We start from the raw sequence: 16,875 nt of genomic DNA, 5'->3' as shown, positions 1-16,875 counted from the left end.
TTTACGGGTTACTTGGGATAACCGGCGCGCTTCATCTCGCGTTCGGTGGTTTGCTGCGCGGCGGTGAGCGCCTGGTCGACCGTGGTCTGGCCGATCAGCGCTGCCGAGAAGGACTTGCCGACCTGGGTGCCGATCCCCTGGAATTCAGGAATGGTCACCAGTTGAATGCCGATGTAAGGCACCGGTTTCAGCGTCGGTTTGCTCGGGTCTGCAGCTTTCAACGACTCGAGGGTCACCTTGGCGAACGGCGCAGCGCTCATGTAGGCGTCGCTGTAAGTCGAGGCGCGAGTGCCTGGCGGTACGTTGGCGATGCCGTCGGTTTTGGCCACCAGTTCACCGTATTCCTTGGAAGTCGCCCAGGCGCTGAACTCTTTTGCCGCATCCTTGGCCTTGGAGCTGGCAGGAATCGCCAGCGCCCAGGAATACAGCCACGCCGAACCTTTATCTGTGACCTGATGCGGTGCGAAGGTGAAGCCGACGTGATCGGCGACCTTGCTCTGGGTCTTGTCGGTCACGAATGAGCCGGCGACGGAAGCGTCAACCCAGATCGCGCACTTGCCGCTGTTGAACAGGGCGAGGTTCTCGTTGAAGCCGTTGCTGGAAGCTCCCGGCGGGCCGGATTTTTTCATGGTGTTGACGTAGAAATTCAGCGCGTTCTTCCACTCGGGGCCGCTGAATTCCGGCTTCCACTGCTCATCGAACCAGCGTGCGCCATAGGCGTTGGCGACCGTGGTGACCAACGCCATGTTCTCGCCCCAGCCAGCCTTGCCACGCAGGCAGATGCCGTACTGTTCCTTATCCTTGTTGGTGAGTTTTTCGGCGAAGCCTGCGATCTGTTCCCAGGTCGGACGCTCGGGCATGGTCAGGCCGGCATCCTTGAACAGGTCGGTGCGGTAATAGGTGATCGAGCTTTCGGCATAGAACGGCAGGGCGTAGAGCGAACCCTTGACCGACAGGCCTTCTCGCACTGACGGGAATACATCGTCGAGGGCGTAACTGGCCGGCAGATCCTTCATCGGTTCCAGCCAACCCTTGCCGCCCCACAGTGCCGCTTCGTACATGCCGATGGTCAACACATCGAACTGGCCACCCTGGGTGGCGATGTCGGTGGTCAGGCGCTGGCGCAGGACGTTCTCTTCCAGCACCACCCAATTGAGCTTGATGTCCGGATGCTCGGTCTCGAAGGTTTTCGAGAGTTTTTGCATGCGGATCATGTCGCTGTTGTTGACGGTGGCGATGGTCAGGGTCTGGGCGCCAAGGCTGACGCTGCTGAGGGTCATGCAGGTGAGGGCAAGCAGAGCTTTTGCAGTGGGTTGCATCGTGCACTCCTTTTCTGAACCCAGAGGGGGCAGAAGGACAGTTATTGTTTTTGTGTCTTCCTGTGCAGGAAGAATGTGCACTGATTACAGCCTTCAATCGACAGACTGACAAATCATCCATCGCACTTTTATCAATACTTTTTTGCACTGAGCTTTGCGTGAAGAAACACAGGGAAGGGGTTTACAGCGAAACTGAGCTATCGAATGTGTACAGGTTTTCAGGGTGTTCAAAGCACAAATCAAAAGATCGCAGCCTTCGGCAGCTCCTACAGGGATCGGTGTAGGAGCTGCCGAAGGCTGCGATCTTTTGATCTTGGCTTTAAATATGATTTTGTTCGGTGAGGCGTTGTACAGCGAGGCGCCGATAGTGTGAAGGCGTCATGCCCTTGAGCTGTTGGAAGCGCCGATTGAAGTTGGAAATATTGTTGAAACCCGACTCAAAGCACACATCGGTCACCGGTTTATCGCCGTCCGCCAGCAGTTCGCAGGACTTACTGATGCGCAAACGATTGACGAATTCGATGAAGTTGCGCCCGGTCGCCTGTTTGAACACGCGACTGAAATACGTCGGCGTCATGCCCAGATGCTCGGCGACTTCTTCCAGCGAAATATCCCGGGCGTAGTGGCTGAAGATGTAATCAACGGCGCGGTTGGTGCGATCGATGTTGTGTTCATCGGCCAGTTGCGGCGTGGTGGCGCCGGACAACAACTGGAAATCATCGCTGGCGGCGAGCAACTCCATCAGGATGAAGAAGTGCCCGAGCCGGGTGATGCCTTGAGTATCGGCGATACGCTGCATCAACGTCATGGCTTGACGGATCGTACGCTTGCAGCGGAATTCGATGCCGTACTGAGCGCGCTCCAAGAGCGGTGCAAGCGTTCGGAGTTCAGCGAATACCTGATGGCCGCTCTCGAACAACTCATCGGTAAAATTGACGAGCATGTCGCGCTTTTCCACCACTTCGTCTTCGGCCACCTGGCTGATCCAGTTGTGCGGCAGATTGGGACCCGTCAGAAACAGGGTCTCGGGATAGAAGTTGCCGATGTAGTCGCCTATGAACACTTTGCCAGAGCTGGCGACGATCAGATGCAGTTCGTATTCCTTGTGGAAATGCCAGCGCACCAGTGGGCAGGGGAAACCATGCTGGCGGTAGATGATGGACAACCCGTTGTGGTCATCCATCAACTCGTATGAAGGGTCGGTCACGCGGGCAGTTCGGGTCATGGCGGGTAGCTTCTTTTCGTAGGAGCCTTGCGATCATGCCTCGTTTGTCCTGCCGTGCGCCAGTTTGCCGCGATGGACATCCGTTGCGCAGGTTCAGCCAACGTGCTGCAGGTGAAGCGTTGCCGTGGACTTCGCAATCGCTTTCTGCAGATTGGCTTGCTGGCAAAACAACACGATGTTCGAATTTTTAATGAAGTCGAAATTGATGATGTTGCAGTTTTGCGCCCAATCACTGTTCGCCGGATCAAACCAGGCGTCGAGCTTTTCATAAATCCGTTGAGGGCCGGTTGCATTCCAGATGGCTGCCGAAAGCGACCACAGCAGGGTTCTCGAAGGCGGCCTCTTCATCACCTCGGTCAGGTAGTTTTGTAGCGTAAACGTCGGCAACAGGGTTTCCAGAACATAGGCGTTACCCGCCCACTTATGAATCACCTGGTGGCAAAACCACTGCCCGTCGATGTTGGAATGAGAGGGGGTTGCCACCAGCAAACGTTGCATTCGGCTGATGTTCTTCAATTCGCCGAGGCTCAGATGTTTGTTTTTTTCAGGGATTATGTACTCGCCGAGATGTTGCAACATCACGTCGTTGAAGTACTTGAAGTCGAAGGGCGTGTCACCGTCCCTTAACTCGTGAAAGTCAAGGACGATAAATTCATCGTAACTGCGCTCGAGAAAACCTTTGAGATCACGAATGAGATCTTCCAATGTGCGCGATGACCAGACCTTGTCATGAAAGAATCGGAATTTCGCCAGCCCTGTGGCGTGGCTGTCATACACCAATCGCAGATCAAGTGCCCTGGCACCGCGATTGAGCTGGGAATAAAAAGGCACATCCTGGCAGACCGCCCAGTTTGCGGCGATCGAGGGGTTGTAAGAGGCCTCCCAATCACAACCGGCATTATGCGTGCCCGGTAAAGTCATCTCGAATAATGACAAGTTATCGAGTTGCGGTGTGGCGGCCATCCATCGATTGGGCTGGAAGTGTTGAAGGTCAAGATCATGCATTTGCTGAATCCTGTGTGGACATACTGGAAATCGTAATGGCATTAGAGGATGGACGACCCGTTTGGTCGTCCATCAATTCGTAAAGGAGTGCTCACACAGTGAACTTAATCTGCTTGCACACGAGGTGCTATCAGCGATTTCTTATTGGCTTTGTCAATGTTGGCCGATTGGCAATAGAACACGATGTTCGAGTCTTTAATGAAGTCGAAATTGATGATGTTGCACTTTTGGGCCCAGTCCGATCTGGCAGGGGAGAACCAGTTGTCCAGATCATTGAGAATTCGCTGGGGACCAATACTAAAAGTCGTCGCTGATAAAGACCAGAGGCGTAGCCTGCTCATAGGTTCGCTCATCACTTTTGTAATGTAGCCGTGCAGATCACTGGTGGTAACGATTTTTTCACCGATCCATTTGTGGCCGATCGGCGAGTTGAACCTGTTGTCGTTTGTGTCCCACGTCATGGACGCCGCTACCAGAATGCGTTGCAGGGGGCTTGCTTGTTTCAGTTGCCCCAGCGTCATATGTATATTGTGAGAAGGAATCATCCGTTTGCCGAGATGTTCGAGCATCAGATCCCTGAATTTGGCGTGATTGAATTCGGCGTCACCTTTCTCCAGTTTATGAAAGTCCAGAATGATGAATTCTTCCGGATTGTCCTCAAGAAACTTGTTGACGTCTCGTACAAGGTCTTCAAGGTTTCGAGAAGAAAGGAACCCGTTGTGCTGAAAGCGAAACTGATTAAAGCCTTGTGCTTTGGCATTGTAAACCAGTCGAACATCCAGAGCTCTGGCGCCAAGATGGAGTTGTGAATAGAAAGAATCATCCTGGCATGCAGTCAGGTTTTTGCCTGGGAACAATGCGTAAGAGGCTTTCCAGTCACAGCCGGCATTATGGGCTCCTGGTATGGTCAGTTCGAACAGTGACAAGTTGTTGATTTGTGGAGTTGCGGCCATCCACCGATGAAGAGGCGAGGTTTCATGCTGGGTGTTATTCATTTGTTTATCCTGCGTTAAGTAGTATTTAAGTTGTGCGCGCAGGATGTTTATAGTGCTTAATACTTGTTTGGCCAATGCTTGTTTTAATGCAAGTCGTGTACGGGGTAAAGTTATCTATTCAGTCAGTAGGTGAATGGCGGTTTTTTGCTTCAATCCACTGCGACATGTATTGAGTGCTTTTATGAAAATGGTGGCGCAACATGCTTCCGGTAAAATTGCTGGTTCTAAGTATTTGTAAATGCTGCTGGCAATAGCGCAGTTTTTCAATAAGTGCCTGACCGTGTACAGCGTATTGATAGCGCTCGCTGAGCAACATGGTTCCTGCCTGCTGAGCCGCTTGCCAAAGTGTTTGATCCTTATACAACCGAACGGCACTGTCGGCGATATCACATGCGTTGTGTGCGACAGCGCCAGGCCAAGGGTGGTCGCCATACATGCCTTCGGCGCCGATCGGCGTCGTGACACTTGGGGTGCCGCACAGCATCGCATCAACCAGTTTGCCCTTGATCCCGGCCCCGAAACGCAACGGCGCCAGGCACACCCGTGCAGCCGACATGACCTGCAACGCATCTTCGGCCCAGTTCATGATGTGAAAACCCTGCGCGGCGTTGTGCAAAGCCGTGGCCTTGGGCGGCGTGTAGGCGCCATAGATATGCAAATGCGCATCCGGCAATTGTTGACGAATGAGTGGCCAGACCGTGGTTTTCATCCACAGCACGGCATCCCAGTTGGGCGCGTGACGGAAGTTGCCGATGCTCAGGAAATGCTCGCGATCGGCAAATGCCCGCGCGGGTGCCGAAGGGAGTTCAACCATCAGTGGACACCAATGCAACAACTGACGCGGCAAGCCGAATTGCTCGACCAGCAACTCGATTTCAACTTCGGAGATCATCAGGTTCAGATCGCAACGGTACAACGCCGCGATTTCACGTTTGGCCAGATCTGTATCGGCCATCAATTCAAACTCTTCGCGCAGTGCAGGCGCAAACAGCTCGCTGAAGTCATCCTGATCGCTGTTGGCTTTCAGGCGATCCTTGAGCCGCTGATGGCGGGCATGCCGCAGGCTCTGCAGGTCGGAGGTTTCGAGCACACGCAGGGCTTCGGGGCAGTGCTTCTCAACCCGCCAGCCGAACTGCTCCTCCATCATGAACTGGTCGAACAGCACAATATCCGGCGCCAGTTCACTGATGAACACGTCGAAACTGCTGTTGTTGAGTTCAATGGATACTTCGCGAATACCCAGCACTGCCAGATCCGCTTTATGCTCGCCGGGGCCGGCGGGGCTGCTGAAGGTGATGTCCCAACCCTGTTGCAAAAACGTTTCGAGGATCTGCATGACGTGGCCACTGGCGGCGGACGAGCGCGGTTCGGGCCAGACATATCCGATGACCAGGACTTTGGTGACGGGCTGAGTCATTAGCGGTGATCCTATGCAGCAAAGCGGGGGCGAAAAACGGGCGCAATTAAACCACAGTGGTGGTTGCTTGCACCCGGTTATCAATCAGGCCCGGTGGCGGAAATACAGGTACGACCTACGCTTTGCCCAGGTTGAGGCCCAGAGTGCCGAGGAATGGTTCGGCTGCGGAATTTTTCAGCGCTGATTCGATGGTCGACATGTTTATGCCAAATCCAGCTGGATCGGATTTGATTTGATTAATCAAAGAAACCGCTACTTCGTAAGATTCTGCGTTGTACAGAGCCGGGTGCTTCTGAATCAAAGTCGGAAGACTCGGACGAATGGAATCAAACTGATGCAGATGGGTGAAGCTGTCCGTGCTCACTGTTCTGTAAGGATTTGAGAACGTCGGATCGACCATGCGCGGGTTTCGTGCGAGATCAATCAGGGAAGCCACATCGGTTTGCGCGTGTTCCAGGGTCTTTCCGTAATACAGATCGAGTGTGCCGGGTGCGCCATGGGACATCTCATGGATCAGAACATCCGCTATCCGGGTTTCGTCGTATTTGGATGTGCGATATAGATCATCCAGATGTTCCGGAAAAATCTTGATGAACCTTTTGATTGATTCCTGATGTACGGTGCCCTTGACGACTGCCTTTTTCCATCGTTTGTAATCGGGCACATGCAAGGCTGCCACCGCAGGCACATCGGTCCTTTTGAATGATACGTTGGCGAGCGTGAAAGCATCCAGATCCTTGCGCATTGCCTGCAGTCTCGACCCGATGTGCTTTACGGCTTCGTCAGACCCAGTGCCAAACAAATAAGTAAGAATCTTGCGAACTTCGAATTCCCATTCCGAGTCGCCCAACAAGGCGATGGCATTGTTGAGTTTGGTTTTGGCGGCGGGGATTGCTTTTTTCAAATACCGTTGGGTGTAACTTTTTGGCATGAGCTTGCGCCAAGGTAGGGAAGGCAGTTTGAACTTGTAATTCAGACTGTCCATTTTGGCTCCCCATGGTTCGCCCAAACGGTTCAACGCGTACCATTCATCACTGTGGCGTATGCCCCAAACCTGGAACACGTCTGCGGATTCTTGCGCAGTTTGTCGGATGCCCAGGCGGATAGTGTCTGGATCGACAGCCTTCGAAAGTGCGTGATAGGGCGTCTTTCCCGACCATTTGCGTGCATCGTAAATAGCGTTTTCGAGTGCAGCCACACCGCTGTGCCAACCTTTGCGCAAAAGTTTGGCACCATTCACAAGCAAATCGGTTGCGCCATCCAGCGGATTGAGCAAGTTGCTGACCAATCCAGCGCCTGTGGAAGCTATCTTGCTGGCCTTGGTGGCGATACTCATGCTCGTGGCGGCCAGGCTGGCAATCTTTGCGATGGCTCCGACCACTAACAGAACGGTCATCGCGGCTTCCAGCGTGCACGCCTTGGCTCCGTCCAATTGTCGCTCGATGTCGCCTGAACCGAGATCTTCGATGCATGACTTGAAGGGCACGACAAAGTTGAGGAGCGTGTCCAGGTCCTTTTCCCGTTTTGCACGCAATGCTTCAAGCCGGGTCTGGCCCCAGCACTCTTTAACCAACTCATCGTAAGTCGCGACGGGTCTGTGCTTGAGTACGAAGTTCACCAGACGGTCGAACTCTGTCGAGTAGAAACTCTGGTAGTACCCATTTATTGGCTCCAGCGGCGCGACGGCTGACAACTCGGCAACTTTGTCGATCACCCCCGAACTGACGTCCACGAGACCGGGCGTTACACCATGGGTATAACACTCGATGTTCATCGGCAGTTGATGAATTTTCGCAGGCGCAGAGTAATTCGTCTCATTGCTGCGAGCGGGAGCGCTCAACAGGTTTTCCCTTTGCACAAGCTTGGCCAACTCGGTGTTTTCGCGACAGACGCCGTGCAGCGTGAATAATTCGTAACAGGTCACCCGGCCTTCGAACTCGCTGCAGACCACTACGCCGTAGCGACCCTTTGCTTCATCTATTTCTTTATGACTTTCCGTCGGTTTGCGCTCAGTCGTTTTCAGAATGGCGTCAAGGGTCGCCGCGATAGGATTGGCGGAGATACCGGTAATCGATTGGAGTCTGGCGACCGAGGGCCTGACGGTGAACATCGTCACCTTGCCCTTGAGCAATCGAATCCGGTCGAGCAATGGCATTGAAGTAAATGCTTGCTTCAAATGCGTATTCATCGCTTGCGCATGCGCCAGATAGGCCCGATTGAACTGACGGTAGAACTCATCGTCGGGAGAAACCAGATTACGGCGCATGTTGGGGAACGCTGTATAGATGCTTTCCCCTTTTTTCAAATCCCAATTGCCGGTCGCCAGATCGTTGGACATATGCAACTCGACAGGTGACATTTTTAGCGAAATGTAAGCGTCTTCCAGCGGTCGATTGCGCGTTTGCTGAAGGACGTCGCTTTCAAGATAAGTGCAGCCCTTGGCGACCTGCTTGAGGATATCCAGTGCGACGCTTTTGCGGGTTGGCAGTTGACGCGTCAGTGTTTCAGCGTTTTCGGCAAGCGTCCTCGCATGTCGGGCGTAGGCGTCCGTGGCGACTGTCAGTGAGTCAGTGACTGATTTTTCGACGTCATCAGGCGTGACGATTTTGTTGAGCACTGCCCAATCAATCACAGGATCCACGGCGGCCAAAGCGTCGAGCAACTTGCGTGATTCGGTCACTGGTTCCAGTGTCGAAAGTTGCTGCAATTGCGCGTAAGTCATGGATCGAGTCGAGCCTGGCGCTATGATTTCTTGCACCGCCACGATTCGACAAAATTCCACGCATTGCGGCGTTCCCACTAGCAGGGTGGCAGGTAGACCTTTGACCAGAAATTCCGGCGCAGGCTCCGCCAGCAGTAAGTGAGCGGCCAATGCTGCATTCTTTTTACTCACCCTGTGATGCTCGATCAGGTGATTCTCGAAATCGGTTTGAATCTCGGCGAAGGATTTTTCCATATGCTTGGCAGCATACAAATCGAAACCGGCAACATGATTTCGCGGTACATCTTCGCCAACTTGAGGATGAAGATTGAGCAGCAGCGAAGTCAGGACAACCTGCTTGCGCGACGTTTCCGATTGCGGTTGGTTGTCGCGCGCGCCGTACCAGCCAAGATCCCGTACGTAAGCGTCGGCCCAGTCAGCAGCGATGGGGCTGGAAACAAGTGCCTTAATAATGTCCTCAGCCTCGGCACGTGTGAAGGGCGTAGTTCGTCCGCCAAAAATGCTCTCCGACAAATGCTCCAGTAACGATTGATCCTTGATGTAACTGGCGATGAGTTTGCGGAACTCACTGCGCTCAGTTGCAGAAAGCGTCGCCGAGTTGCCTTCTCCAGTCTTTATCATTTCCCAATAGTTGCTCAACTCTGGGCTTGCAGGAGGGGCGGCTTGCATGAATGCCAGTAACCGGGAAACGTCGGCGGCATGGTGAGGTATCAAGTAACCGTGGAAAGCCAGCCATTGTGCTAAATCAACTTCGTCTGCGGTGGAAATTTTGCCACCGGTCAAATGGGCCATTTCAACCAGTATCTGCAGATCGTCTTTCAGATCGGGGGAAAGTTTGAAGGCGTTAGCAAAACTCGTGATATCACCGGAGTGCTTTGCATTTATTTCGCCTTCAGCGGTCACTTCAAAGTCTGAGTACTCGGAAAGTCTTAGCTTGCCCACCAGTCTTTTGAAGGAATCTTGTTCGGACATCCGTTGCAACAGTTGCCTGCCGGGAAGCAGGGCGTCTTCAAGTGACGATCCCGACTCCACAGAAAGTTTTGCGCCTTCCAGTGAAATTCTTTGCGAAGGAGCAAGATGTTCTGAGCGCTGCTTGAGTTTATATATCACTTCCTCTCGTTCGCGGTTATCGCATGCAACGTATTCACGGTGGAGGTTAGAAGAAGGGGCAGGTCGGGATAAGTAACGTTGATTCAGGGAGTTTGAATGTTTTAGGGTCATAATAAATTCGTTTATGTTGGTTTGTATGTTTGAGTGATCCTCTTTTGTTGGAGCGTGTTTATCAAGAAGCATTATGTGAGTGTGTTTTTCAACAGCTCGCCAGCTTAAGTTTTATTCGCGAAAATATGAGACCGGACTGCCCCTTGAAGTTGTTTGAAAGGGGCGGTCCGTTGAGTTATTTATTGAATGATGTTTTTTACTTTGTCGCGCAATTGATCGATCGAAAAGGGTTTGCCGATGACATGCATGCCTTCGGGCACTTCGATACTTTCAGCGTAACCACTGGCAAACAGGATTGGCAGGGCGGGGCGCACGATGCGTGCCTGATTCGCCAACTCACGACCATCCATACCCGGCAAACCTACATCGGTCATCATCAAATCAATGTTCTGGTCCTTATCATTGAGAAACTCCAGCGCCTGTTCGCTGCCGTCAGCCTCCAGCACCTTGTACTCCAGCTCCTCCAGCACATCGACGATCAGCATGCGCACAATGGCATCGTCTTCTACTACAAGGATGATGGACGCTGGGGTGGACATAATAGAGGCTCTCAAAGATAGAAATTCAGGGGTATCGGCCGGTCGAATCTGCCGGGCTCATGCATGAGTAAGTGGCGCATGGCCACAAGTTCCCGGTTTGATACAAAAAACATTCACTGCAAAGGGACAGGCAAGGATAACTGTTGGCGTGGCTCTAGACGCGAGCAAATGTAGGAATTTGCTGCCAAAGCTGTGAGAAAAATGGATCCACGCCGCTTGTTGGGGCAAACTCTCGGGTTTTCAACAGTTCGACAAGGCTGCCCCATGTCCTCTCCGTCTTCGGTTGATGAGCAACGGTTTCGCAAACTCCTGAGTCGCAACATCAGCCTGCCGCTGGGTGTTGGTGTGCTCAGTGCCGTGTTCTTCGTTTCGCTGATCACGTATCTGCTGTCGGTCATTCAGTGGGTTGAACACACCGACCGGGTGATCAATAACGCCAACGAAGCGGTGAAACTCACCGTGGACCTGGAAACCGGCATGCGCGGTTTTCTGCTGAGCGGCGACGAGCACTTCCTTGATCCCTACGAGACGGCCAAGCCGCGTATTGCCGTGGCGCTCAATACCTTGCTCGAACTGACCGCCGACAACCCTGTGCAGACCGACCGTTTGCGCCGTCTCCAGGCGTTGCAGACCGAGTGGGCGACCTATGCACAATCGATGATCGATTTGCAGCGCAGCAGCGGGGATTATCGCGGTGCCGTGAAGGCTGGACGTGGCAAGCGCCTGACCGACGAGATTCGCAAGCAGTTCGAAGACGTCATCGACATGGAGCAGCAGTTGCGCACCACGCGCAATGAAGAAGTGCGCCGCACCACGATCTGGAGCATCACCCTTTATCTGCTGTTTGTTGCAGGCATCAGCGCATTGCTGGCGTACATCGGTCGGCGAGACCTGGTCAATCTGTCCGAAAGCTACGGCGCCACATTGGCGGCGCAGCAGGCCAGTGCCGAGCGTCTGGAACAGCAAGCCTGGCTGCGCAACGGGCAGACCGAGTTGGCCGAACAGGTGCTGGGGCAACTGACGCTCAATCTGCTCGGTCGCAACATTCTGCAGTTCTGCGCGCAATACCTTGGCACGGCCGTAGCGGCGTTGTACGTGCGCGAAGAGCACGGTGGCCTCAAACGTGTGGCGACTTATGGGTTTTCTCGCGAACAGGAAGATCAGGACCAGTCGATCTACAGCGGCGAAGGTATTGTCGGTCAGGTCGCGCAGCAGGCGCGGCTTATCCGTCTCGATTCGGTACCGTCGGATTACTTCAAGGTCAGCTCCGGACTCGGCGAAGGCCTGCCGCGCAGCGTTGTGGTCGTGCCGACCAGCGATGACGAACGGGTCAACGGCGTGATCGAACTGGGTTTCCTGCGTCCGCTCAACGACCGCGATATCGAGCTGCTTGAATTGATTGCCGGCAACGTCGGCACTTCCATCGAAGCGGCGCGTTATCGTCAGCGTTTGCAGGAAGTGCTGGCCGAAACCCAGCAGCTCAACGAAGAGTTGCAGGTGCAGCAGGAAGAGTTGAAGACTGCCAACGAAGAGTTGGAGGAACAGTCGCGGATCCTCAAGGAATCCCAAGCGCACTTGGAAACCCAGCAAGTCGAGTTGGAACAGACCAACGAACAACTCGCGGAACAGGCGCAGACCTTGGCCGAGCAGCGCGATGCCATGGATCTGAAGAACACCGAACTGAATCAGGCGCAGGTGCAACTCGAAGAGCGCGCCGAAGAGTTGCAGCGCTCAAGCAAGTACAAGTCCGAGTTCCTCGCCAATATGTCCCACGAACTGCGCACGCCGCTGAACAGTTCGCTGATCCTGGCCAAGTTGCTGGCGGAAAACCCGCAGGACAATCTCAGTGCCGAACAAGTCAAGTTTGCCGAGTCGATCTACTCCGCCGGCAACGATCTGCTCAACCTGATCAACGACATTCTCGATATTTCCAAGGTCGAGGCCGGCAAGCTTGAAGTGATCCCGGAAATCACCAGCGTGGCGCGTCTGGCCGATGGCCTGCGCAGCGTGTTCGAACCGCTGGCGGCCGACAAACGACTGACCTTCAGCGTGGAGTTGCTCCCGGATGCGCCGGTGACACTGTTTACCGACCGTCAACGTCTGGAACAAGTGATCAAAAACCTGCTGTCCAACGCCGTGAAATTTACCGAGCAGGGCACGGTGAGCCTGACCATCAGCGGCCAGCCGAATGATCGCATTGCGTTCATCGTGCGCGATTCGGGCATCGGCATTGCCGCGGATCAGCAGGAAAGCATCTTTGAAGCGTTCCGTCAGGCCGATGGCACCACCAACCGCAAATACGGCGGTACCGGGCTGGGCCTTTCGATCTCGCGGGATCTGGCGACCTTGCTGGGCGGCTCGATCAGCGTCAGCAGCGCACCGGGGCAGGGCAGTGTGTTCACGCTGGTATTGCCGCAGCAGTACAACGAGTCCACTGATGTATCGAAAGCGCCATTGACCTTCACTCCGCCAGTCCAGACCGTGACGGCGACCGTAGCGCCTGCGGTGGTGGTTTCGCCTCTGGCGCCGGTTCACATCCCGCGCTTTGCCGACGACCGCGACAAGGCACCGTTCGCCACCCGTTGCATTCTGGTAGTGGAAGATGAGCCGAACTTTGCGCATATCCTCTACGATCTGGCGCACGAACTGGGTTATCAGTGCCTGGTTGCCCATGGCGCAGACGAAGGTTATGACCTGGCCCGCGAGTTCGTGCCGGATGCCATTTTGCTCGACATGCGTCTGCCGGATCACTCCGGATTGACTGTGTTGCAGCGTTTGAAAGAACACGCCGAAACCCGCCACATCCCCGTGCACGTGATTTCGGTCGAGGATCGGGTCGAAGCGGCGATGCACATGGGCGCCATTGGCTATGCAGTCAAACCGACCACCCGCGAAGAGCTCAAGGACGTGTTCGCCCGTCTGGAAGCCAAGCTGACCCAGAAGGTCAAACGCGTGTTGCTGGTTGAAGACGACGATCTGCAGCGCGAGAGCATTGCGCGGCTGATCGGCGATGACGACATCGAGATCACGGCTGTCGGTCTGGCGCAGGACGCGCTGGAGAAACTGCGTACGACGATCTATGACTGCATGGTCATCGACCTGAAGCTGCCGGACATGCTCGGTAATGACCTGCTCAAGCGCATGTCCACCGAAGATATCTGCTCGTTCCCGCCGGTCATCGTTTATACCGGTCGTAACCTGACGCGCGATGAAGAGGCCGACCTGCGCAAGTACTCGCGCTCGATCATTATCAAGGGCGCACGCTCACCGGAGCGTCTGCTCGATGAGGTCACACTCTTTCTGCACAAAGTTGAATCGCAGTTGTCCCATGAGCGGCAGAAGATGCTGAAGACCGCGCGCAGCCGCGACAAGGTTTTCGAGGGTCGCAAAGTGCTGCTGGTGGACGACGATGTGCGCAACATCTTCGCCCTGACCAGTGCCCTGGAGACCAAAGGCGCAGTCGTGGTGATCGGGCGTAATGGCCGTGAAGCGATTGAAAAACTGAATGAAGTCGAAGACATCGATCTGGTGTTGATGGACGTGATGATGCCGGAGATGGATGGTTTCGAAGCCACCATCGAAATCCGCAAGGACCCGCGCTGGCGCAAACTGCCCATTATTGCGGTCACGGCCAAGGCCATGAAGGACGATCAGGAGCGCTGCCTGCAGGCGGGCGCCAACGATTATCTGGCCAAGCCCATTGATCTGGATCGCCTGTTCTCGCTGATTCGCGTGTGGTTACCGAAGATGGAACGCATTTAGTGGAACGCAATCATCCAGCGGAACGAAACAGTGAAATCGAATTACGGCTGTTGATCGAGGCGATCTACCTCAAGTACAGCTACGATTTTCGCGATTACTCCGGCGCTTCAATCAAGCGCCGGGTCCAACACGCGTTGGGTCAATTCGAATGCGCGACGATTTCGGCGTTGCAGGAAAAAGTCCTGCACGACCCGACGGCGTTTATGCAGTTGTTGCAGTTGTTGACGATTCCGGTCAGCGAGATGTTTCGCGATCCGTCGCACTTCCTGGCCATTCGCAAGGAAGTGGTGCCACTGCTCAGAACCTATCCTTCGATCAAGATCTGGATCGCCGGGTGCAGCACGGGTGAGGAGGTCTATTCGATGGCGATTCTGCTGCGCGAAGAGGGTCTGCTCGATCGCACGATCATTTACGCCACCGATATCAATCCGCGCTCGCTGGACAAGGCCAAGCAGGGGATATTTTCAATGGAAAACGTCCGTGCCTATACCGCCAACTATCAACAGGCCGGTGGGCAGCGATCATTTGCCGACTATTACACCGCGGCCTATGGCTATGCGATTTTCGACAAGAGTCTGTGCGAGAACGTGACGTTTGCCGACCACAGTCTGGCCACCGACAGCGTGTTCTCCGAAACCCAATTGATTTCCTGCCGTAACGTGTTGATCTATTTCAACAAGAAGCTGCAGGATCGAGCGTTCGGACTGTTCCATGAATCCCTGTGTCATCGCGGTTTTCTGGTGCTCGGCAGCAAAGAGACGCTGGATTTTTCCAGCTATGCAAACCAGTTCGAACCGCTGGTGAAACAAGAACGGATCTACCGCAAATCATGAACGACATTGCGGATCTGCCTCGAATCGAGGCTATTGTGGTCGGGGCTTCCGCCGGTGGCGTTGAAGCCTTGTTAAACCTGCTTGGGCCGCTGGGCAAAGGTTTTGCGCTGCCGATCATCATCGTGCTGCACCTGCCGGAAGAGCGCCGCAGCCAGTTGGCCGAGGTATTCGCCCGGCGTCTGGCGTTGCCAGTCGAGGAGGCCACGGACAAGCAGGTTATCGAGGCGGGCACGGTGTATTTCGCCACGCCCGGTTATCACCTGTCGGTGGAGCAGGATCGCAGCCTGTCGTTGAGCCAGGAGGATCGCAACCATCATTCCCGGCCGTCGATTGACTACTTGTTCGAGTCCGCCGCCGACGCCTATGGCCCGAAACTGGCAGCTGTGCTGTTGACCGGTGCCAACCAAGATGGCGCGCGCGGACTGGCACAAGTCAAACGCCACGGCGGACTGACCATCGTCCAGGATCCCGCCGACGCCCAAGTCGCCACCATGCCTCTGGCTGCCCTGAAAATCCGGCAGCCGGATCATGTTTTACCCATCCACGGCATCGGCCGTCTGCTTGTCGAGCTGGAACGAATCGCATGCTGAGTAATATCCAGGCAAAACTGCTGATCGTCGACGATCTGCCCGAGAACCTGCTGGCTCTTGAAGCGCTGATCAAACGCGAAGACCGCACCGTCTATAAGGCGCTGTCGGCAGACGAAGCATTGTCGCTGCTACTGCAACACGAATTCGCCATGGCCATTCTCGACGTGCAGATGCCGGGCATGAACGGCTTCGAACTGGCCGAGTTGATGCGCGGCACCGAGAAGACCAAGAACATCCCGATCATTTTTGTCAGCGCTGCCGGTCGTGAACTGAACTATGCGTTCAAGGGCTATGAGAGCGGGGCAGTGGACTTTCTGCACAAGCCGCTGGATATCCACGCGGTCAAGAGCAAGGTCAACGTTTTCGTCGATCTGTACCGACAGAGCAAGGCCATGAAGCAACAGGTCGAAGCGCTGGAACATGCGCGTCGCGAGCAGGAAGCGCTGTTGCAACAGTTGCAGAGTACGCAGTCGGAGCTTGAGCAAGCCGTGCGGATGCGCGATGACTTCATGTCAATCGTCGCCCACGAAGTGCGCACCCCCCTCAATGGCCTGATACTCGAAACCCAATTGCGCAAGATGCACTTGGCGCGGGATAACGCGGCGGCGTTCACCCTCGACAAGATGCACGCGATGGTCGACCGCGACGAGCGCCAGATCAAAAGCCTCATCCGGCTGATCGAAGACATGCTCGACGTCTCCCGGATACGTACCGGCAAGTTGTCGATCCGGCCTAACCGTTTCGATCTGGTGCAGTTGGTGGGCAATCTGCTGCAAAACTTTGCGCAGCAGATCGAAGCAGCGGAAACGACGGTCAGCTTCGAAGCGGACATGCCGTTGGAAGGTTGCTGGGATGAGTTCCGCATCGAGCAGGTCATTTCCAATCTGCTGACCAATGCGCTGCGTTATGGCGGCAGAAGCTTGATTCAGGTGCGCGTCTACCGCCAAGGCAACGAAGCTCGGGTCGAGGTTCAGGATCACGGGATCGGCATCAGCGAAGAGAACCAAAAGCGTATTTTCCAACAATTCGAACGGGTTTCCGCCAAGACGGTAGTCGCCGGGCTCGGGTTGGGTCTGTTCATTTCCGAGCAGATCGTCGCCGCCCATGGCGGCTCAATCGTCGTCGAGAGTGAAATCAACGAGGGCGCCCTGTTTCGCGTTTGTCTGCCGATAGAGGAAAACGGCAAATCCGACGCAACCTCTGAGTGACCACACGGTCGTATCAGCAGCTATTGACCGAACAAAGGC

Annotated in this window: 11 protein-coding genes; 4 read left to right on the top strand and 7 right to left on the bottom strand. The window is 54.8% G+C overall.

The window, feature by feature from the left end:
- Window positions 1-8 precede the first annotated feature (8 nt).
- The 7 genes from ACA069_RS15235 to ACA069_RS15205 form a co-directional block, all read right to left on the bottom strand.
- Window positions 9-1,319: an ABC transporter substrate-binding protein gene (locus tag ACA069_RS15235; protein WP_401263978.1), complete on the bottom strand. Its 1,311-nt coding sequence runs from the start codon at window positions 1,317-1,319 to the stop codon at window positions 9-11.
- Between the two features lie 319 nt (window positions 1,320-1,638).
- Entirely contained in the window at window positions 1,639-2,544 is a 906-nt protein-coding gene (locus ACA069_RS15230) for an AraC family transcriptional regulator (protein ID WP_489879562.1), read from the bottom strand.
- Window positions 2,545-2,637: 93 nt separating this feature from the next.
- Window positions 2,638-3,549, bottom strand: coding sequence for a phosphatidylinositol-specific phospholipase C domain-containing protein (locus ACA069_RS15225; RefSeq protein ID WP_497614095.1), 912 nt, complete (start codon window positions 3,547-3,549; stop codon window positions 2,638-2,640).
- A gap of 104 nt (window positions 3,550-3,653) precedes the next feature.
- Window positions 3,654-4,544: a phosphatidylinositol-specific phospholipase C domain-containing protein gene (locus tag ACA069_RS15220; protein WP_497614094.1), complete on the bottom strand. Its 891-nt coding sequence runs from the start codon at window positions 4,542-4,544 to the stop codon at window positions 3,654-3,656.
- A gap of 118 nt (window positions 4,545-4,662) precedes the next feature.
- Complete coding sequence (locus ACA069_RS15215) at window positions 4,663-5,961, bottom strand: glycosyltransferase (RefSeq protein WP_497614092.1); 1,299 nt, start codon at window positions 5,959-5,961, stop codon at window positions 4,663-4,665.
- Window positions 5,962-6,076: 115 nt separating this feature from the next.
- Window positions 6,077-9,904, bottom strand: a complete 3,828-nt coding sequence (locus ACA069_RS15210; RefSeq protein WP_497614090.1) for a M35 family metalloendopeptidase — start codon at window positions 9,902-9,904, stop codon at window positions 6,077-6,079.
- A gap of 179 nt (window positions 9,905-10,083) precedes the next feature.
- Window positions 10,084-10,443 (bottom strand): response regulator, encoded by a 360-nt coding sequence (locus tag ACA069_RS15205; RefSeq protein ID WP_497614089.1) that lies wholly within the window; start codon window positions 10,441-10,443, stop codon window positions 10,084-10,086.
- A gap of 264 nt (window positions 10,444-10,707) precedes the next feature.
- Here ACA069_RS15205 and ACA069_RS15200 point away from each other — a divergent pair, with 264 nt between their 5' ends.
- From ACA069_RS15200 to ACA069_RS15185, 4 genes are read left to right on the top strand one after another with little or no spacing between them, the layout of a single operon-like run.
- Window positions 10,708-14,205, top strand: a complete 3,498-nt coding sequence (locus ACA069_RS15200; RefSeq protein ID WP_497614087.1) for a response regulator — start codon at window positions 10,708-10,710, stop codon at window positions 14,203-14,205.
- A complete protein-coding gene (locus tag ACA069_RS15195) occupies window positions 14,205-15,038 on the top strand; it encodes a CheR family methyltransferase (protein ID WP_187678970.1) in 834 nt (277 codons plus the stop codon). The genes ACA069_RS15200 and ACA069_RS15195 overlap by 1 nt, the downstream gene beginning before the upstream one ends.
- Window positions 15,035-15,628, top strand: coding sequence for a chemotaxis protein CheB (locus tag ACA069_RS15190; protein ID WP_497614084.1), 594 nt, complete (start codon window positions 15,035-15,037; stop codon window positions 15,626-15,628). The genes ACA069_RS15195 and ACA069_RS15190 overlap by 4 nt, the downstream gene beginning before the upstream one ends.
- Entirely contained in the window at window positions 15,622-16,836 is a 1,215-nt protein-coding gene (locus ACA069_RS15185; protein WP_497614082.1) for a hybrid sensor histidine kinase/response regulator, read from the top strand. Before ACA069_RS15190 ends, ACA069_RS15185 begins: the two co-directional genes overlap by 7 nt.
- Window positions 16,837-16,875: the final 39 nt, after the last annotated feature.

The organism is Pseudomonas sp. LBUM1652 (genome assembly GCF_059716105.1).
The sequence above is the reverse complement of the archived record's forward strand: the minus strand, read 5'-3'. Positions and strand labels throughout refer to the sequence as shown.